Genomic DNA, 15114 nt, shown 5'->3' on the forward strand with positions numbered 1-15114 from the left:
TCTATTTGAGGTAGTAGACGTTGGGGTCGGTCCCCTCGTCCTCTTTCAGTTGGAACGCGCGCGACGAGTCGGCCATCCGTGCGACGTCGCTGTCGGGGTTCTCGAGATCGCCCATGTTGCGGGCGTCGCCGACGCACGTCTCGACGCACGCCGGCTCTTCGCCGCGCTCTAACCGGTGCGTACAGAAACTGCACTTGCGGATGTTGCCGATCGGCGACTTCCCCTCTTCGCGTGGACCGCGGTCGACGCCGTACTCCGGACTCGTGATTTCGCCCGCCTCGTCGACCTCGTCGTCGTAGTTCTCGCCGAAGTCGAAGTACCGCGCGCCGTACGGACAGGCGATGTTGCAGTACCGGCAGCCGATACACCGGTCGTAGTCGATGTTGACCACGCCGTCGTCCATCTTGTACGTCGCAGAGACGGGACACACCTGCACACAGGGCGGGTTGTCGCACTGCATGCACGGTCGCGGCACGTTCGTCCGCGTGACGTTCGGGAACTCGCCGTGTTCCTCCTCCATCACGACGTTGTACGAGACGCCCGGCGGCGTCCGGTTCTCTGACTTGCACGCGACCGTACACGAGTCGCAGCCGACGCATTTCTGGAGGTCGATCACCATCCCCCACTTCTCGTCGCCCGCGCCGATCCCTCCGTCCGACTCGCCTCCGCCCTCGCCGTCGATCTGCGCCGACTCCGCCGACACGGTGTCCATCGATCCGACGGCACAACTCAGCGACTCGGCCGTCTCCGTCGAGACGGTCTGGTCGCCGGCGTCGACTGCCGGGTTCGGCGTCTCGCGGTACGCCTCGCCGAACTCCGCGGCGGCGGCCTCGTCGTACTTCTCCCAGTACTCGTCGCCCGAGAGTTCACCGCGGGCGACGCGCTGCGCGTCTTCGGCCATCGAAACGCCGAGGTCCGTGTCCGCCTCGACGTCCGCGAGCTCCTCTCGCGGGTCGGGTCGCTCGTTCTCCACCATCGCGTCGAGGTCTGCCTTCCCGACGTTCGGGATGCCGGGGAGGGTGTCTCCGTCGTCAGCGGTGCTCATCGCCACCACCCGTCGCTGGTCGTCTCGCCGACGTGCGGCCGGCTCCGTACCGACCGGTTGGTCCTGGAGGTCATACACGTGGATGTACGCGGAGTCCGGTGGAAAGGGTGATACCAATACAGTTTGACCCGGGGGCTCCCCGGGGAGACACCCCATATTGCGCGTACCAATACTGTTTGGATCGGGGGATAACTCCCCCGGATCGGTCCGTTCCGCACTGCGCGCCAGCGACCGCCGACATTATCAACGAGAACGGACTCCTCTCGGCTATGAACGGGTCGCGCCGAGACGGACAAACGGTCGGCGGGCCACCGACGCCGGTCCGCCTGGGGAGGAGAGTGGTCGTATGAACTGGATCATCGCCCTCTCGATCGGGCTGCGGCTGCTCGGCGTCGGCTACTCGATCCTGCTGCTTGCGAGCACTCGCGATCGGCGGTTCGGCTTCCTGACGCTGCTTCTGACCTTCATGACGCTTCGGCAGCTGCTCACCGTGCGGACGGCGACCACCGGGATCGAGGAGCTTCCCGGGCTCCTCGTGAGCGCGCTCACCCTGTTGACGGTGTATTACCTCTCCGAGTACGTCGACGAGGAGGACGCCGTCAAAACGCAATTGCAGACGGCGAACGAGCGGCTCCGGGGCTATCGGAAAGCCATCGAACACGCCGGGCACGCGATCTTCCTCACCGACCCTGACGGCACCATCGAGTACGCGAACCCGGCCGTCGAGACGGTCACGGGATACGAGCCGGACGAGGTGGTCGGAGAGAATCCGCGACTCTGGCAGTCGGGGAAACACGACGAGGAGTTCTACGAGGAGCTCTGGGAACGGATAGCGTCCGGGTCTGTCTGGGAGGGAGAGCTGACGAACCGCCGGAAGTCGGGAGAGCTCTGCTGGATCGACGCGACGATCGCGCCGATCACCGAAGACGGGGACGTGGAACGCTACGTGGCGATCGAGCGCGACGTCACCGAACGGAAGGAGCGCGAGCTGCGCATCGAAGATCAGAACGAGCGACTGGCCCTCCTGAACAACACGAACGAGGTACTCCGCGACGTCAATCGGGAGCTCGTCGCCGCGTCGACGCGAGAGGAGATCGAGTCGGAGGTGTGCGAGCAGTTCGCTTCCTCCGACCTCTTCGACGTGGCTTGGACCGGTGGACGCGGGCTCGTCGACGGCACGGTCAGCCCGCGCTCGTGTGCGGGGACCGACATCGACTCGCTCGACGGCCATATCGAGACGTTGTGTGCGACCGATCCGACGCCGATCGAAGCGGCGCTCGACGACTCTCGTCCGGTGTTCACCGAGATCGACGACGACCTCGCCGAGACGCCCGGCGAGGCGCACTGCGTCGTGGTGCCGCTCGCGTACCGCGGCGCGGAGTACGGCGTTCTCGTCGTAATGACCCGTAACGCCGACGCATTCGACCTGATCGAGCGCGATATCTTCGCCGAACTGGGTCGCACCGTCGCGGACGCGATCAGCGCCGTCGAGAGCAAGCAGACGCTCGCCGCGGACAGCGTCACCGAACTGGAGTTCCAGCTGACGGGGATCGACGAGCCGTTGGCGAATATGGCGGCGCGACTCGACTGCACGGTCGCCGTCGAGCACGTCGGCGGCGGCGACAGCGATCGCGTCCAGTACGTCACCGTCGCGGACGCCGAGCCGGAAGCCGTCTCCGAGTACGCCGCCGAGGCCGACCACGTCGACGCGGCACAGCACGTCTACACCCACGAGGCACGTTCCCTGTTCCGGTTCTCGATCGACGAGCGGTCGATCGTCGCGACGCTGGCGCAGTACGGGGCGGGCATCGAATCCCTCTCGGTCACCGGTACGAGCGGGACGCTGGTCGCACACGTCGCCAGCTCGAACGACATCCGGACCGTCGTCGACGCCCTTCAGACGGCGTACGACGGACTGACGCTCGTCGCGCAGCGCGAGCGCGAGCGAGACGTACAGACCGAGGCCGGGTTCCGGAAGCAGCTGTCGGGAGCGTTAACGGACCGACAGCGCGAAGCGGCGCGTACCGCGCACTTCGCCGGGTTCTTCGAGTGGCCCCGCGAACACACCGGCGAGGAGGTGGCGTCGATGATGGACATCTCGCAAACGACGTTCACACAGCACCTCCGTGCGGCCGAGAACAAGCTGTTCTCCGCGCTGTTCGACGACACCGTGACGGTGTCGTGAACGGTTCGCGGGAGGGGTTTCACTCGGCTACGGCGTCAATCGGCCGACGGAGAGCCACTCCACGGCGGCGTCGCGGACCGCGTCGTGTCCGTCGGCGTCGTCGCGCCCGTCACCGCCCACCGCCGTCAGCGCGAACACCATCTCCTTGCGGACGCCGCCCGCGAGCCGCACGTCGAGCGACAGCTCGCGCGGCGAGAACCGGTGGTCGGCCTCGACGACACGCACGAGGTGTTCGGAGTGCGGCAGGTCCTCGACCGTCTCCACGTCGAGGTAGGTCCGGAAGTCCGCGCCGAACTTGAACCCGGTCTTCGGGACGGCGTCGGCGTCGCGGAGGCGCTTATAAACGGCGAGCCGACGGTCGAAGCGCTCGCCCTCCACGTCGCGGCCGCGGGCGACGACCGCGGCGGCGGGGGCGTCCGTCTCCGCGGCCCCGTCGCTGGAGGAGCCGGTTGCCTCGCCCGCCGCGTCCACCGACGCCGACAGCGACAGCACGCCGTCGGCCGCGAGCGACGCCGCCTCGACGAGGGAGAGCTGGACCGCGCCCTCGACCGCGGCGGCGCGGCCGGTGAGCGGCTGGCCGTAGAAGCCGCGCTCGTAGAGCCCCTCGGGGGCGTCCCAGACGACGACGCGGTCGGCGAGGAGGACGCCCGTCAGCCGGTCGGGGGGCTCGTAGTCGGTCGCGCCCGCGATCTCCCCGCTCGTCGCCGCGAAGTACGTGATGTCGGACTCCTCGTCGACGACCGCGAGAGTGCGCCCGGCGAGCCCGGCCGCCGGCAGCGACTCGCGCTCGCCGACGACCTGTACGGGATACTTCACGTTCCCCGTGTCCGGCGTCGAGCCGCGCTCGTAGGCGACGAAGTCGACCGCGTCGGGCGCGTCGACGTCGCCGCCGGGCCACGGATCGCGGGCGGGCGAGAGGTAGAAGCCGCGGTCGCGCAGGTCGGCGTAGACGAGGTAGCGCACGGCGAACCGATCGGCCGCGGCCGCGCTCTCGACGAAGAAGCGCTCGAAGCCGACCTCGCCGGTGCCGTCGTCCTCACCGATCGTGACTCCCGAGAGGTCGCCGCGGAACAGCAGGTGGGCGGCCTCGACCCGCGAGAGCGCGATCTCGTCGCCGCCGAGCGGGCGACCGTAGCCGCCGGAGTCGTGGAACCGCTGGCGGGCGTCGCCGGCGACGCGGACCGCGTCGCCGCGCAGGTGCCCTGTCGGTTGCATACCGAACGACGGGTTCGGGCGGGGTAAGGGGGTTGCGGTCGGCGGCGGGCAAGGATAAAGGGTCAGTGGCGGGAACGGAGCGTATGAACGACACCGCCGGCCTCCGGCTTACGGTGCGTGCCGCCGAGAAGCGGGACGCGGGCCGGGGCATCGCCCGCCTCCCCGAACCCTCCCGGAAGCGACTCGGCCTCCTCAGCGGCGACACCGTCGAGATCCGCGGCGAGCGCACCGCGGTCGCGAAGGTGTGGCCCGGCGGCGCGGACGCCCGAGAGGGGTCCGTCCTCATCGACGCCGACACCCGCGCGAACGCCGGCGTGAAGGTCGGCGACACCGTCACGGTCGCCGCCGTCGACGTCGAGGACGCAGACCGCGTCGTGCTCGGCGCGCCCGCGGAGCTCGCCGACGTCGACGTGAGCCGCGAGGTGGTCGAGCGCGCGCTCGCCCGCGACCTCCGCGACCGCCCCGTCACCGAGGGGGAAGCCGTCCACGTCGAGCGGCTCGGCGGGATCCGGTTCGTCGTCGCCGAGACCGACCCGACGGGCACGGTGCGCGTCACGAACCGGACCGACGTGTCGGTGAGATACGGGGACGGGGACGACTCCCGATCCGACGCGGGCGCCGGTCGCGATCGACGGAGCGCGCCCGGATCGCGGTCGGAGAGTCGTCCCTCGGCCGACCGATCCGCCGGGAGCGACACGAGCGGAACCGACGCCCCCGGAACCGACGCTCCCGGAACCGACGCGAAACCAACCGGCGGCGGTACCGCGCCCCCGGAAGAGCACACCGCGGGCGCGACCTACGAGGACATCGGTGGGCTCGACGAGGAGCTGGAGTTAGTCCGCGAGACGATCGAGCTCCCGCTCTCGGAGCCCGGCGTGTTCACCCGGCTCGGGATCGACCCGCCGAAGGGCGTCCTGCTCCACGGGCCGCCGGGCACCGGGAAGACGCTGATCGCCCGCGCCGTCGCCAACGAGGTCGACGCGACGTTCATCACCGTCGACGGCCCGGAGATCATGTCGAAGTACAAAGGGGAAAGCGAGGAGAAGCTCCGGGAAAAGTTCAAAGAAGCCCGTGAGGCCGCCCCCGCGATCATCTTCTTCGACGAGATCGACTCGATCGCCGGCAAGCGCGACGACGGCGGCGACGTTGAGAACCGCGTCGTGGGCCAGCTGCTCTCGCTGATGGACGGGCTCGACGCCCGCGGCGACGTGATCGTCATCGGCGCGACCAACCGCGTCGACACCCTCGACCCCGCGCTCCGGCGCGGCGGCCGGTTCGACCGCGAGATCGAGATCGGCGTCCCCGGCGAGGCCGGCCGCCGGCAGATCCTCGACGTACACACGCGCCGGATGCCCCTCGGGGACGACGTGGACTTGGACCGGATCGCGGCGCGGACCCACGGGTTCGTCGGGGCCGACATCGAGGGGCTCACGCAGGAGGCGGCGATGACCGCGCTGCGGCGCGCCCGCGAGTCGGACGCTCGGGCGCTCGACGACGTGACCGTCGGGAAGGCGGACTTCGAGGCCGCCCACGCGAACGTCGAGCCGAGCGCGATGCGCGAGTACGTCGCCGAGCAGCCGACCACCGACTTCTCGGACGTGGGCGGGCTCCCGGAGGCCAAGGAGCGGCTGGAGCGCGCCGTCACGTGGCCGCTGACCTACGGTCCGCTGTTCGACGCCGCGGACGCCGACCCGCCGACGGGGGTCCTGCTCCACGGGCCGCCGGGGACCGGGAAGACCCTCCTCGCGCGGGCTATCGCGGGCGAGAGCGGCGTGAACTTCATCCAAGTGGCCGGGCCCGAACTCCTCGATCGCTACGTGGGCGAGTCCGAGAAGGCGGTCCGGGACCTGTTCGACCGCGCCCGGCAGGCGGCGCCCGCGATCGTCTTCTTCGACGAGATCGACGCGATCGCGGCCGACCGAGACGGCGCGGGCGGCGACGGCTCCGGCGTCGGCGAGCGCGTGGTCTCCCAGCTGCTCACGGAGCTGGACCGCGCCAGCGACAACCCGAACCTCGTCGTGCTCGCGGCGACGAACCGACGGAACGCGCTCGACCCCGCGCTGCTCCGGCCCGGCCGGTTAGAGACCCACATCGAGGTCCCCGAGCCCGATCGCGAGGCCCGCCGCAAGATATTCGACGTACACACCCGTTCGAAGCCCCTCGTCGACGGCGTCGACCTAGAGCACCTCGCAGACGAGACCGAGGGGTACTCCGGCGCGGAGATCGCGTCGCTGTGCCGGGAGGCCGCCCTGATCGCCATCGAGCGCGTCGCAGACGAACACGGCGAGAAGGCCAACGACCACGCCGACGAGGTCTCGATCACGGCCGACGACTTCGCGGCGGCGCTCGAGAGCGTTCGTCCGGCCACGCCGTAGGGGATCGGGATGACGGACGACGGCGATCCGGAGGGGCGCGACGGCGACCCGGCAAACCACGACGGTGACGACGGCGCACCGTCTGGCCCGCCCACCCTTCGCGGCCTGCTCGCGGGACTTCTCACCGCCGTTCGGTCCCGGCCGCCGGCGGAGCTGGCGCTCGTCTCCCTCCCGTTACCGGTCTTGCTCGTCGGCGTGAGCCTCCTCCCCGGAGCCGAGGCGTGGCGGCTCTCGCTGGCGACGGAGGGCGTGTTCGAGAGCCGGTGGGCGCTGTGGACCGCGTTCGCGTCGAGCTTCGTCCACGCGGACCCGGCCCACCTCGCCGACAACGTCGTCAACTACTGGCTGCTCGTCGCGGTCGCGTACCCCCTCTCGGTCGTCGCCGGTTGGCGCCGGCGGCTCCTCGGGTCGGTCGCGGTCTACCTCGCGGTCGTCCCCCTCGTCTCGGCGTGGGCCACCATCGTCGCGCTCGGCGGCGTGACGGACGCGCCGACCGCCGGCTTCTCGGACGTGAACAGCGCGCTCCTCGGCTACCTCGTCGCCGTCTGGTTCGCCGCGCTGGCGGCGGAAAGCGATCGGAGCCGAAGCGAGGCGCTCGCCGGCGTCGACCCGCGGTGGTCGCTCGTTGTGGTCCTCGCGTCGCTCGCGTTCGCGTACCTCGCGCCGAGCGGTACCGGCTACTTCCCGCCCCTGCCGGCCGTGGGGTCGCTGTTCGCGGTCGGGGCCGCCCTCGCCGCGGCCGCGCTGTCCGTCGCGGTCGGACGTCCGCGGGTGGCGGGACTCGATCTGGAGCCGGAGCGCGAGCTGCTGTACGTCACCGGCGCGAGCGTCGCGGCCGCCGGCGTGATCGGGTCGCTGGTGCTCGTCCCGTTCGGCAGCAACGTGTTCGCGCACCTCGCCGGCTACGTCGTCGGGTTCGCGGTGCCGTTCGTCGGCGTGCTCGCGGACGCGGAAGCCGATCGCGGTGGTACTTAAAAAACGGCGGCGCTCCCGCTCAGTCGTCCCGGCCCTAGTCGTGGCCGTGACCGCGGCCGCCAGCGTGATCCCCGCTCTCCCCTCGATCCCCGCCCGTCGCCGCGAGGTCGCTGTCGGCGCCGAACTCGTCGACCGGCGTCACGCTGTAGTCGACCGTGAGCGTGTCCTTCGTCGCGCGGATCTTCCCGACGAACGCCGAGATGTCGTCCAGGCGCCCTTCGAGGACGAACAGCTCCATGCAGTACCGCGAGCCGACGTGGCTGTGGAAGTTGGAGGCGACGAGCCCCTCGTGTTCGTGGCGGAGCCGCATCATCCGCTCCTCGACGCTCGTGGTCTCGTAGTCGAAGAGCACGGTCACCACCGCCATCAGGTCCCTGTCTTCCAGCTTCGCGTCCTCGAACTCCCCGAGGAGGTTCCGGGAGGCCTCGCGGACGACCTCGCTGCGTCCGGTGTAGCCGTGCTCGTCCGCGAACCCGTCGATCCGTTCCAACAGCTCCTCCGGCATCGAGACGCTGACGACCGTCATATATTAACTGATCGCACCGTTCTTGTTAATCTTTGAGGTTGGGGCCACTGGCGCCGTCGTCGTCGCTGGTGTCGTCGTCGTTGACGGAACCGACCGGCGGTCCGTCAGCGGGTCCGCCATCGATTCTCGCCGAGAGCCATTCGTGGTGATCGAGGAGGGCGCGCTCGCCGGCGTCGGTGAGCGCGTACACGTCGGCGAGCCCCTCGGTCCGTCGGTCGAGGAAGCCCGACTCCACGAGCGAGGTCAGCGTGGCGTAGAACGAACGGGGATCGATCCGCTCGTCGTAGTGCGATTCGAGCCGGCTCTTCAACGACTGCGCCCGCAGCTCGCCGGCGTCGTACAGCAGCGCGCACAGGTCGCGGCGGCGGCCGCTGTGGAGCCACTTCGTCATACGTCCGGTTCCGCCCGGCGCCTCACGACCGTTTCGGTCGCGGGCGAGGTGCGTGAGCAGGGACCGCGATCGACGGCCCCGATCGGGCGCTGTTGAATGCGATGAGTGTTTTATTCTGTGCGAGATCACTTCTCGTATTCCGCCCTATCTGAGAATATCGTGACCGATTGAGGTGTATTATGTGTATAAATGTGTGTCTACGGAACTTTCTTCAGTCGCAATCGTTGTCGTTGCACTATGCACGCGACGATCGAACGCCTGGTCTGTCGACACCGGTACGAGCGACGGGCGGTCGTAATCAACCCGAACGAGGTCGTGGAGCGCTGTGCGAAGTGCGGCAAAGAGCGTGTCCGGGGCGCCGCCGGTTCGTAGCGGTCGAGTCCGGCCCCGGCCCCTTACGTCGGTCCGAGCAGTTCGTCGAGCCGGCTGACGCGCCGGTCGCCCAGCACGCATCGCCCGCGGTCCTCGTGGCCCACCCGCTCGACGTGGACCGCGTCGAGCCCCGCGTTCCACGCGGCGCCCACGTCGCTCTCGCCGTCGCCGGCGTAGTAGCCGCGGTCGGTTCGGGGGTCGACGCCGAGGTCCGCCATCGCCAGCTCGATGGGATCCGGGTCGGGCTTCCAGCCGGTCTCGTCGGTACAGCAGACGACCGCGTCGAACCGGCCGTCGAGGTCGAGCCGGTCGAGCACGGGCTCGGCGAGGAACCGCTGGCAGTGGGTGACGAGTCCGGTCGGGCCGCCGGCGTCGTCGACGCGGTCGAGCAGCCGGGCGGCGTCGTCGTGGAGGTACGTCGCCTCCGCGCGGGCGATCGGGTCCTCCTCGGCGTGGAACGCCGGCCAGAACGCGTCGGGGTCCACCCCGAGTTCGCGGAGGGTGTTCCCGCGGGCGCCGCCGAGCCCGTGCCAGAGGACGTACGCCTCCCGGTCGGTGAAGCGGCGACCGAGCCGGTCGCCGACGCTGTCGAAGACGTTCCGGGTGTACGACCACTCCGCGTCGACGAGCGTCCCGTCGAGGTCGAACAGGTGGAAGTCGTAGTCGTCGACGACCATGGGGGCGCCCGTAGGCGGCCGGTCGGTAAGTGCGTTGTGGGGGTGGGTAAGTTCGTTGTGGGGGGTAGGTCCGAGCCGAGCCGTCACTCCCGCACGTGGACCGACGACCCGAGGTACTTGTGGAGCACCTCGTCGACCGAGTCGGCGTTGAACCGGTCGAGGTCCGCGCCGACCTCGTGTTTCAGCGCGTCGAGGTGTTCGCGGTCGGTCCGGAGCTCACGGAAGTCGGCGGCGACGACCTCGACGCCCAGGCGGTCGCCGGCGAGCTCTCGGAACGACGGCTCGTCGCCGATCTCGCCGCGCCAGAGGCGGTCACGGAAGAACAGCCACCCTTCTGTCCCCGGCTCGCTCGCGGGGATCTCCAGCGTCGTCTCGAACCGGTCGGGGTCGACCGCCGCCTCGTCCGGATCGAGCCGGAACGCGACGGCGAAGAGGTAGGCGGGGTCCATCGGCCGCGATCTGCGAGGCCAGAGGGTAAAAGTACATACCCCTCGGTCGTGTCCGTCCGCATGTATGCTGGACCGCCTCCGCGATCTCACCCAGCGCGCGTACCTCCGACACCTCCGCCGGGAGATCGAGGACGTGCCGACGCACGTCGCGATCATCCAGGACGGGAACCGGCGGTACGCCCGCGAGCGGGGCGAGGACGCGCCCGACGGCCACCGCGCGGGCGCCGACACCACCGAGCGCGTGCTGGACTGGTGCGCGGATCTGGGCGTCGCGGAACTGACGCTGTACGCCTTCTCGACCGAGAACTTCGAACGCCCGGACGAGGAGTTAGAGCCGCTGTTCGACCTGCTGGAGGACAAGCTCCGCGACTTCGCCGACGCCGACCGCGTCCACGAGCAGGGAGTTCGTGTCCGCGCCATCGGCGACGTCGATCGGCTCCCGGCGCACGTGCGCGACGCGGTGGAGTACGCGGAGCGCCGCACCGCGGACAACGACCGGTTCACGCTGAACGTCGCGCTGGCGTACGGCGGCCGGACAGAACTGCTCGACGCGGCGACGGCGATCGCGCGCGACGTCGACGACGACGACCTCGACCCCGACGACGTCGACGTCGAGACCGTCGAGGACAGGCTGTACGACCGCCCGGTTCGCGACGTCGACCTCATCGTCCGGACCGGCGGCGACGAGCGCACCTCGAACTTCCTCCCGTGGCACGCGAACGGCAACGAGGCGGCCGTCTACTTCTGTGCGCCGTACTGGCCGGAGTTCTCGGAGGTGGAGTTCCTCCGCGCCATCCGCACGTACCAGTCGCGCGAGGAGTCGTGGCGCCGGGCCCGTGCGGAACGCGCGGTCGCGCTCGTCCGGGCGGTCGCCGAGGTCGAGATCGCCGAGGCGCACGCGGTCGCGAGACGGCTCCGCGCCCGGCTCCCGATCGACGCCGACGCGCTCGCCGCCGCGCTACCAGGCGACGCCGAGGGCCCGGACGAGGGCGGACCCGCGCCCGAAACCGCGGCCCGAACCCCAACCGGAGAAAGCGACGCGGAGCCGGAGTCGGCGGACTGAGTGCCCGCGAAACGGCGACAAAAGCGGAACTCCGCGCTACGCCGGGTTCTTCCGCGTCAGGTCGCTCCCGCAGATCGGACACCGCTCCTTGTTCTCGTCGAAGGTGCGGTTGCAGCCGACGCACTGGAACCGCCACTCGCGCTCCTCGGAGATGCCGTCACGCGCGATCGCCTCGACGGCGATGTCGAGCCGCTCCGCGACGTTCTGCATCGCGTAGTCGTCGGTGACCAGCGTCGCGCTCAGCTCCAGCGCGGTCGCGATCAGCCGGGTGTCGGTGTCGGACAGCTCCGCGGCGTCGCCGGAGCCGCGCGCGGCGCGCCGCACGTTGTCGAGGACTTCCGGGGCCGGGACGTGGATCGTCATTCCGGAGCCCTCCATCGCGTCGAAGCGGAGCGCGCCCTCACCGGTGAGTTCCTCGTGGACTTCGGGCACCGAGACCACGTCGTCGTCGGTGGTGTACTCGTGGATGAACGCCGATGTGTCGAGGACTTCCATCAGCGGGCGACGACGATGTAGTCTTTCACCGCCTGCACGTTCGCAACCGGCACTTTCAGGCGACCCATCTCGTCGACGTCGAAGCCCGAGCGCTCCGGGCTGAGGTGCTCGTGAGGACTCACGAGCAGGTCGGAGAGTTCGCCCGACTTGAGGTCCATCGTGATGTTGTAGAGGTCCCCGAGTTCCGTTCCGTCCGCGCTCATCACCGCCTTCCCGGAGAGGTTCTCCGCGAGGATGTCGACCATGTTCCCACGGTCCCGGGCAACGGTCTTAAACTCCACGGGGGCGTCGGACGGGCGACAGACGGGTGCCGGGCGTGGCGACGCCGGCGAGCGCCCCGAGATGTCGCGGTCCCGGCGGCCGCTCCCCCCGCGATCCGGACGGGCGCATTTTGAAAGGCTTAACTGACGTCCGGGCCGAACAGGAGATAACCGACCTTTTCGGGGCGATCACTGATGACCGACCACACAAACGCGGACACCCTTCGGACGCCGATCGTCGCCGTGCTGGGCCACGTCGATCACGGCAAGACCAGCCTGCTCGACAAGATCCGTGGCTCCGCCGTCAGCGAGGGCGAAGCCGGCGCGATCACCCAACACATCGGGGCGACCGACATCCCGCTCGACACAATCTCGGGGATGGCGGGCGAGCTCATCGACCCGACCGACTTCGACCTCCCCGGCCTCCTCTTCATCGACACGCCGGGCCACCACTCCTTCTCGACGCTGCGCGCGCGCGGCGGCGCGCTCGCAGACATCGCGGTGCTCGTCGTCGACGTCAACGACGGCTTCCAGCCCCAGACCGAGGAGGCGATCGACATTCTCAGACGCACCGGCACCCCCTTCGTCGTCGCCGCCAACAAGGTGGACACGACGCCGGGGTGGAACCCGCAGGACGGTCAGCCGATCCAGCGGAGCTTAGAGGCGCAGTCGGAGCGCGCCGAGTCGATGCTCAACGAGAACCTCTACGAGATCATCGGCCAGCTCTCCGACGCCGGCTTCTCGGCGGACCTCTACTGGCGCGTGCAGGACTTCCAGAAGAACATCGGCGTCGTCCCGCTCTCGGCGATCACGGGCGAGGGCGTCCCCGACCTGCTCACCGTCCTGATGGGGCTCTCCCAGCGGTTCATGAAAGAGGAGATGGCGATCGACGTCTTCGGGCCCGGCGAGGGGACGGTCCTAGAAGTCAAAGACGAGCGCGGCTTCGGCGCCACCATCGACACGGTCGTGTACGACGGCGTGGTGCGCAACGGCGACCAGGTCGTCGTCGGCGGGCAGGACGAGCCGATCGTCACCGAGATCCGGGCGCTGCTCCAGCCGCGGCCCTTAGAGGAAATTCGCACCGAGAAGAAGTTCGAGAAGGTGGCGGAGGTCGGCGCCGCCGCCGGGGTGAAGATCGCCGCGCCCGACCTCGATCGGGCGATGGCCGGAGCGCCCGTGCGGGTCGTCCGTGACCGCCCGATCGACGAGGTCGTCGAGGAGGTGAAGGCCGAGCTCGCGGAGATAGAGGTGGATACCGCCGAGAACGGCGTCGTCGTCAAGGCCGACACGCTCGGTTCCTTAGAGGCGATGGCGAACGCGCTCCGCGAGGCGGAGGTCCCCATCCTGCGCGCGGAGGTCGGCGACATCGCGCCCCGCGACATCGCCGTGGCCGAGACCGCGAACCAGGACGAGCACAAGGCGATCCTCGGATTCAACGTCGATCTGCTCGCGAACGCCGAGACCGAGCTGGAGAACGCCGACGTGAAGCTGTTCACCGACGACGTGATCTACCAGCTGATCGAGGACTACGAGACGTACGTCGAGGAGAAACAGCGCGCTCAACAGGAGACGGTGCTCGACAAGGTCGTCCGCCCCGCGCGCTTCCGGATCCTCCCCGACCACACGTTCCGCCAGAACGACCCCGCGGTCGTCGGCGTCGAGGTCATCTCCGGGACGGTCCAGAACAACCGCAACGTCGGCGCCTTCGAGGGCAACGAGTTCGAGCGCGCCGGCCAGCTCTCCGGCATTCAAAAGCAGGGCGACGACGTGGACGAGGCGCGCGCCGGCGAGCGCGTGAGCATCGCCATCGACGGCCCCACCGTCGGCCGCGACATCGAGGAGGGCGACACCCTCTGGACGGAGGTCCCCGAGAAGCACGCGAAGATCCTCGAACAGGAGCTGAAAGAGGAGATCACGGCCGACGAGCGCGAGGCGCTCTCGGCGTACCTGGAGACCAAGCGGAAGCGGGACCCCTTCTGGGGGAAGTGAGTCGTCGGGGCCGAGGTGGACGCCCTCAGAGCGCCTCGCCGCAGCTCGGACACTCCGGACCGCGCTCGCCGTCGACCGGCTCGACCGCGATCCGACAGTTCTCACACCACCGTCGCGCTCTGTCATCGTCGCCGGGGACGTCGTGTGTCACGTGTCTAGGGGTGAAACGGGGGATAACCGTCGTCGACGTCGCCGGGAGACGCGACGGTCGACCTCACTCCCGGACCGACCGTCCCACGTGCTCTACCACCCGCGTCGCGGTCGCCTTCCAGCGGATCGCCACGGCGTCGCCCGCGTCCAGCTCCAACCGCTCCGCGCTCTCGGCCGTGATCAACACCCGGAACGCGACGCCCGAAACCGCGACCCGCACCGTCGACACCGTCTCGCCCGCGTCGATCCCGACGACCTCGCCGCGAAGCCGGTTCCGGGCGCTCGTCGAGTCCGGGTCGACCCGCTCGTCGCCTTTATAAACGGTCACCGCGTCGGCGCCGATCCGCACCTGCACGGCGTCGCCGACCGCCACCGTGTCGCGGGCGTCGCTCCCGTCGTCTCCCCCATCGTGGAGACCGCGCACCTCTCCGACCGCGGTGTCGACGTCGGCCAGCTCGCCGTCGACGCTCGCGACCGTCCCGTCGAACACCGTTTCCGGAACCTGCGCGGTCGCGGCGAGCACGGCTTGAAGGCGGTCGTACCGGTCGAGGAGGTCGCGACCGGCTCCCGAGAGCCGGCTGCCGCCGCCGCCGGAGCCGCCGCGCTGGCGCTCGACGAGGGTCCCGAACGCGTCCTCCAACGCCTCGATCCGCGAGAGGGCGCGGGCGCGGGAGCGACCCAGATCCGAGGCCGCGCCGGCGACCGACCCCGCCTCGTGGACCGCTCGGAGAAGCGCGGCGTCGCGGCCGTCGAACTCGACGCCGTCCTCGATGAGCGCGGCCCGGCCGCGGCCCGCGGCGCCGCCCGTTTCGTCCATACACCGACCGTCGCCCCGCGAGGTGTTGGTGTTTTCCCTCCGACCGCGGCTCTCCGCGTAGCCGCGTCCGGGACGTAACTGCCTCCGGACGAGATCGAGGCCGGAGCGGAGGCGATCGGACCGCCGGAGC

Annotated in this window: 16 protein-coding genes; 6 read left to right on the forward strand and 10 right to left on the reverse strand. The window is 69.9% G+C overall.

Features of this window, described 5'->3' with window-relative positions; all coding sequences use genetic code 11:
- Position 1: 1 nt before the first annotated feature.
- Entirely contained in the window at positions 2-1045 is a 1044-nt protein-coding gene (locus FGL94_RS06795) for a 4Fe-4S dicluster domain-containing protein (protein ID WP_186313354.1), read from the reverse strand.
- Between the two features lie 346 nt (positions 1046-1391).
- Between FGL94_RS06795 and FGL94_RS06800 the strand changes: the two genes are divergently transcribed.
- Positions 1392-3230, forward strand: coding sequence for a bacterio-opsin activator domain-containing protein (locus FGL94_RS06800; RefSeq protein ID WP_144922517.1), 1839 nt, complete (start codon positions 1392-1394; stop codon positions 3228-3230).
- Between the two features lie 27 nt (positions 3231-3257).
- On the opposite strand, the gene endA is transcribed toward FGL94_RS06800, so the two are convergent.
- The gene (gene endA / locus FGL94_RS06805) at positions 3258-4445 is read right to left on the reverse strand and encodes a tRNA-intron lyase (protein WP_144922519.1); all 1188 of its coding nucleotides are present in this window, start codon (positions 4443-4445) and stop codon (positions 3258-3260) included.
- Between the two features lie 83 nt (positions 4446-4528).
- Here endA and FGL94_RS06810 point away from each other — a divergent pair, with 83 nt between their 5' ends.
- Positions 4529-6820, forward strand: a complete 2292-nt coding sequence (locus FGL94_RS06810) for an AAA family ATPase (protein WP_144922521.1) — start codon at positions 4529-4531, stop codon at positions 6818-6820.
- A gap of 9 nt (positions 6821-6829) precedes the next feature.
- Complete coding sequence (locus tag FGL94_RS06815) at positions 6830-7795, forward strand: rhomboid family intramembrane serine protease (protein WP_241659142.1); 966 nt, start codon at positions 6830-6832, stop codon at positions 7793-7795.
- 34 nt (positions 7796-7829) lie between these two features.
- On the opposite strand, the gene FGL94_RS06820 is transcribed toward FGL94_RS06815, so the two are convergent.
- Positions 7830-8321 carry a CopG family ribbon-helix-helix protein gene (locus tag FGL94_RS06820; protein ID WP_144922524.1) on the reverse strand — a complete coding sequence of 164 codons (492 nt, stop codon included), beginning with the start codon at positions 8319-8321 and terminating at the stop codon, positions 7830-7832.
- Positions 8322-8346: 25 nt separating this feature from the next.
- The gene (locus FGL94_RS06825; protein ID WP_144922527.1) at positions 8347-8712 is read right to left on the reverse strand and encodes a PadR family transcriptional regulator; all 366 of its coding nucleotides are present in this window, start codon (positions 8710-8712) and stop codon (positions 8347-8349) included.
- A 237-nt stretch (positions 8713-8949) separates the two neighbouring features.
- Between FGL94_RS06825 and FGL94_RS18770 the strand changes: the two genes are divergently transcribed.
- Complete coding sequence (locus FGL94_RS18770; protein ID WP_277752607.1) at positions 8950-9084, forward strand: hypothetical protein; 135 nt, start codon at positions 8950-8952, stop codon at positions 9082-9084.
- A gap of 23 nt (positions 9085-9107) precedes the next feature.
- Here FGL94_RS18770 and FGL94_RS06830 read toward each other — a convergent pair whose 3' ends face one another.
- Together FGL94_RS06830 and lwrS are read right to left on the reverse strand one after the other, a co-directional pair.
- Entirely contained in the window at positions 9108-9761 is a 654-nt protein-coding gene (locus FGL94_RS06830) for an HAD family hydrolase (protein WP_144922531.1), read from the reverse strand.
- Between the two features lie 83 nt (positions 9762-9844).
- The gene (gene lwrS, locus FGL94_RS06835) at positions 9845-10210 is read right to left on the reverse strand and encodes an LWR-salt protein (RefSeq protein ID WP_144922534.1); all 366 of its coding nucleotides are present in this window, start codon (positions 10208-10210) and stop codon (positions 9845-9847) included.
- 64 nt (positions 10211-10274) lie between these two features.
- On the opposite strand from lwrS, the gene uppS reads away from it, so the two are divergent.
- Positions 10275-11273 carry a polyprenyl diphosphate synthase gene (uppS, locus tag FGL94_RS06840; RefSeq protein ID WP_144922537.1) on the forward strand — a complete coding sequence of 333 codons (999 nt, stop codon included), beginning with the start codon at positions 10275-10277 and terminating at the stop codon, positions 11271-11273.
- Positions 11274-11309: 36 nt separating this feature from the next.
- Here uppS and FGL94_RS06845 read toward each other — a convergent pair whose 3' ends face one another.
- Both FGL94_RS06845 and FGL94_RS06850 read right to left on the reverse strand, forming a co-directional pair.
- Positions 11310-11768: an NOB1 family endonuclease gene (locus FGL94_RS06845; RefSeq protein ID WP_144922540.1), complete on the reverse strand. Its 459-nt coding sequence runs from the start codon at positions 11766-11768 to the stop codon at positions 11310-11312.
- Positions 11768-12013, reverse strand: a complete 246-nt coding sequence (locus FGL94_RS06850) for a PRC-barrel domain-containing protein (RefSeq protein ID WP_008848114.1) — start codon at positions 12011-12013, stop codon at positions 11768-11770. The genes FGL94_RS06845 and FGL94_RS06850 overlap by 1 nt, the downstream gene beginning before the upstream one ends.
- Before the next feature lie 210 nt (positions 12014-12223).
- Between FGL94_RS06850 and infB the strand changes: the two genes are divergently transcribed.
- Positions 12224-14017: a translation initiation factor IF-2 gene (infB, locus tag FGL94_RS06855; protein WP_144922543.1), complete on the forward strand. Its 1794-nt coding sequence runs from the start codon at positions 12224-12226 to the stop codon at positions 14015-14017.
- Positions 14018-14042: 25 nt separating this feature from the next.
- On the opposite strand, the gene FGL94_RS18775 is transcribed toward infB, so the two are convergent.
- Together FGL94_RS18775 and FGL94_RS06860 are read right to left on the reverse strand one after the other, a co-directional pair.
- A complete protein-coding gene (locus FGL94_RS18775) occupies positions 14043-14168 on the reverse strand; it encodes a hypothetical protein (protein ID WP_277752608.1) in 126 nt (41 codons plus the stop codon).
- 63 nt (positions 14169-14231) lie between these two features.
- Positions 14232-14984 carry a TOBE domain-containing protein gene (locus FGL94_RS06860; RefSeq protein ID WP_144922546.1) on the reverse strand — a complete coding sequence of 251 codons (753 nt, stop codon included), beginning with the start codon at positions 14982-14984 and terminating at the stop codon, positions 14232-14234.
- Positions 14985-15114 lie beyond the last annotated feature (130 nt).

The organism is Halorubrum salsamenti, from assembly GCF_007671685.1.
Lineage (GTDB): Archaea > Halobacteriota > Halobacteria > Halobacteriales > Haloferacaceae > Halorubrum > Halorubrum salsamenti.

What these genes read in the sequence shown, in the direction of transcription:
- FGL94_RS06845 (WP_144922540.1), bottom strand. Translation starts at nt 11,768, where the DNA reads ATGGAAGTCCTCGACACATCGGCGTTCATCCACGAGTACACCACCGAC.
- lwrS (WP_144922534.1), bottom strand. Translation starts at nt 10,210, where the DNA reads ATGGACCCCGCCTACCTCTTCGCCGTCGCGTTCCGGCTCGATCCGGAC.
- FGL94_RS18770 (WP_277752607.1), top strand. Translation starts at nt 8,950, where the DNA reads ATGCACGCGACGATCGAACGCCTGGTCTGTCGACACCGGTACGAGCGA.
- FGL94_RS06795 (WP_186313354.1), bottom strand. Translation starts at nt 1,045, where the DNA reads ATGAGCACCGCTGACGACGGAGACACCCTCCCCGGCATCCCGAACGTC.
- FGL94_RS06860 (WP_144922546.1), bottom strand. Translation starts at nt 14,984, where the DNA reads ATGGACGAAACGGGCGGCGCCGCGGGCCGCGGCCGGGCCGCGCTCATC.
- FGL94_RS06850 (WP_008848114.1), bottom strand. Translation starts at nt 12,013, where the DNA reads ATGGTCGACATCCTCGCGGAGAACCTCTCCGGGAAGGCGGTGATGAGC.
- FGL94_RS06830 (WP_144922531.1), bottom strand. Translation starts at nt 9,761, where the DNA reads ATGGTCGTCGACGACTACGACTTCCACCTGTTCGACCTCGACGGGACG.
- endA (WP_144922519.1), bottom strand. Translation starts at nt 4,445, where the DNA reads ATGCAACCGACAGGGCACCTGCGCGGCGACGCGGTCCGCGTCGCCGGC.
- FGL94_RS06810 (WP_144922521.1), top strand. Translation starts at nt 4,529, where the DNA reads ATGAACGACACCGCCGGCCTCCGGCTTACGGTGCGTGCCGCCGAGAAG.
- infB (WP_144922543.1), top strand. Translation starts at nt 12,224, where the DNA reads ATGACCGACCACACAAACGCGGACACCCTTCGGACGCCGATCGTCGCC.
- FGL94_RS06800 (WP_144922517.1), top strand. Translation starts at nt 1,392, where the DNA reads ATGAACTGGATCATCGCCCTCTCGATCGGGCTGCGGCTGCTCGGCGTC.
- FGL94_RS06825 (WP_144922527.1), bottom strand. Translation starts at nt 8,712, where the DNA reads ATGACGAAGTGGCTCCACAGCGGCCGCCGCCGCGACCTGTGCGCGCTG.
- FGL94_RS06815 (WP_241659142.1), top strand. Translation starts at nt 6,830, where the DNA reads ATGACGGACGACGGCGATCCGGAGGGGCGCGACGGCGACCCGGCAAAC.
- FGL94_RS06820 (WP_144922524.1), bottom strand. Translation starts at nt 8,321, where the DNA reads ATGACGGTCGTCAGCGTCTCGATGCCGGAGGAGCTGTTGGAACGGATC.
- uppS (WP_144922537.1), top strand. Translation starts at nt 10,275, where the DNA reads ATGCTGGACCGCCTCCGCGATCTCACCCAGCGCGCGTACCTCCGACAC.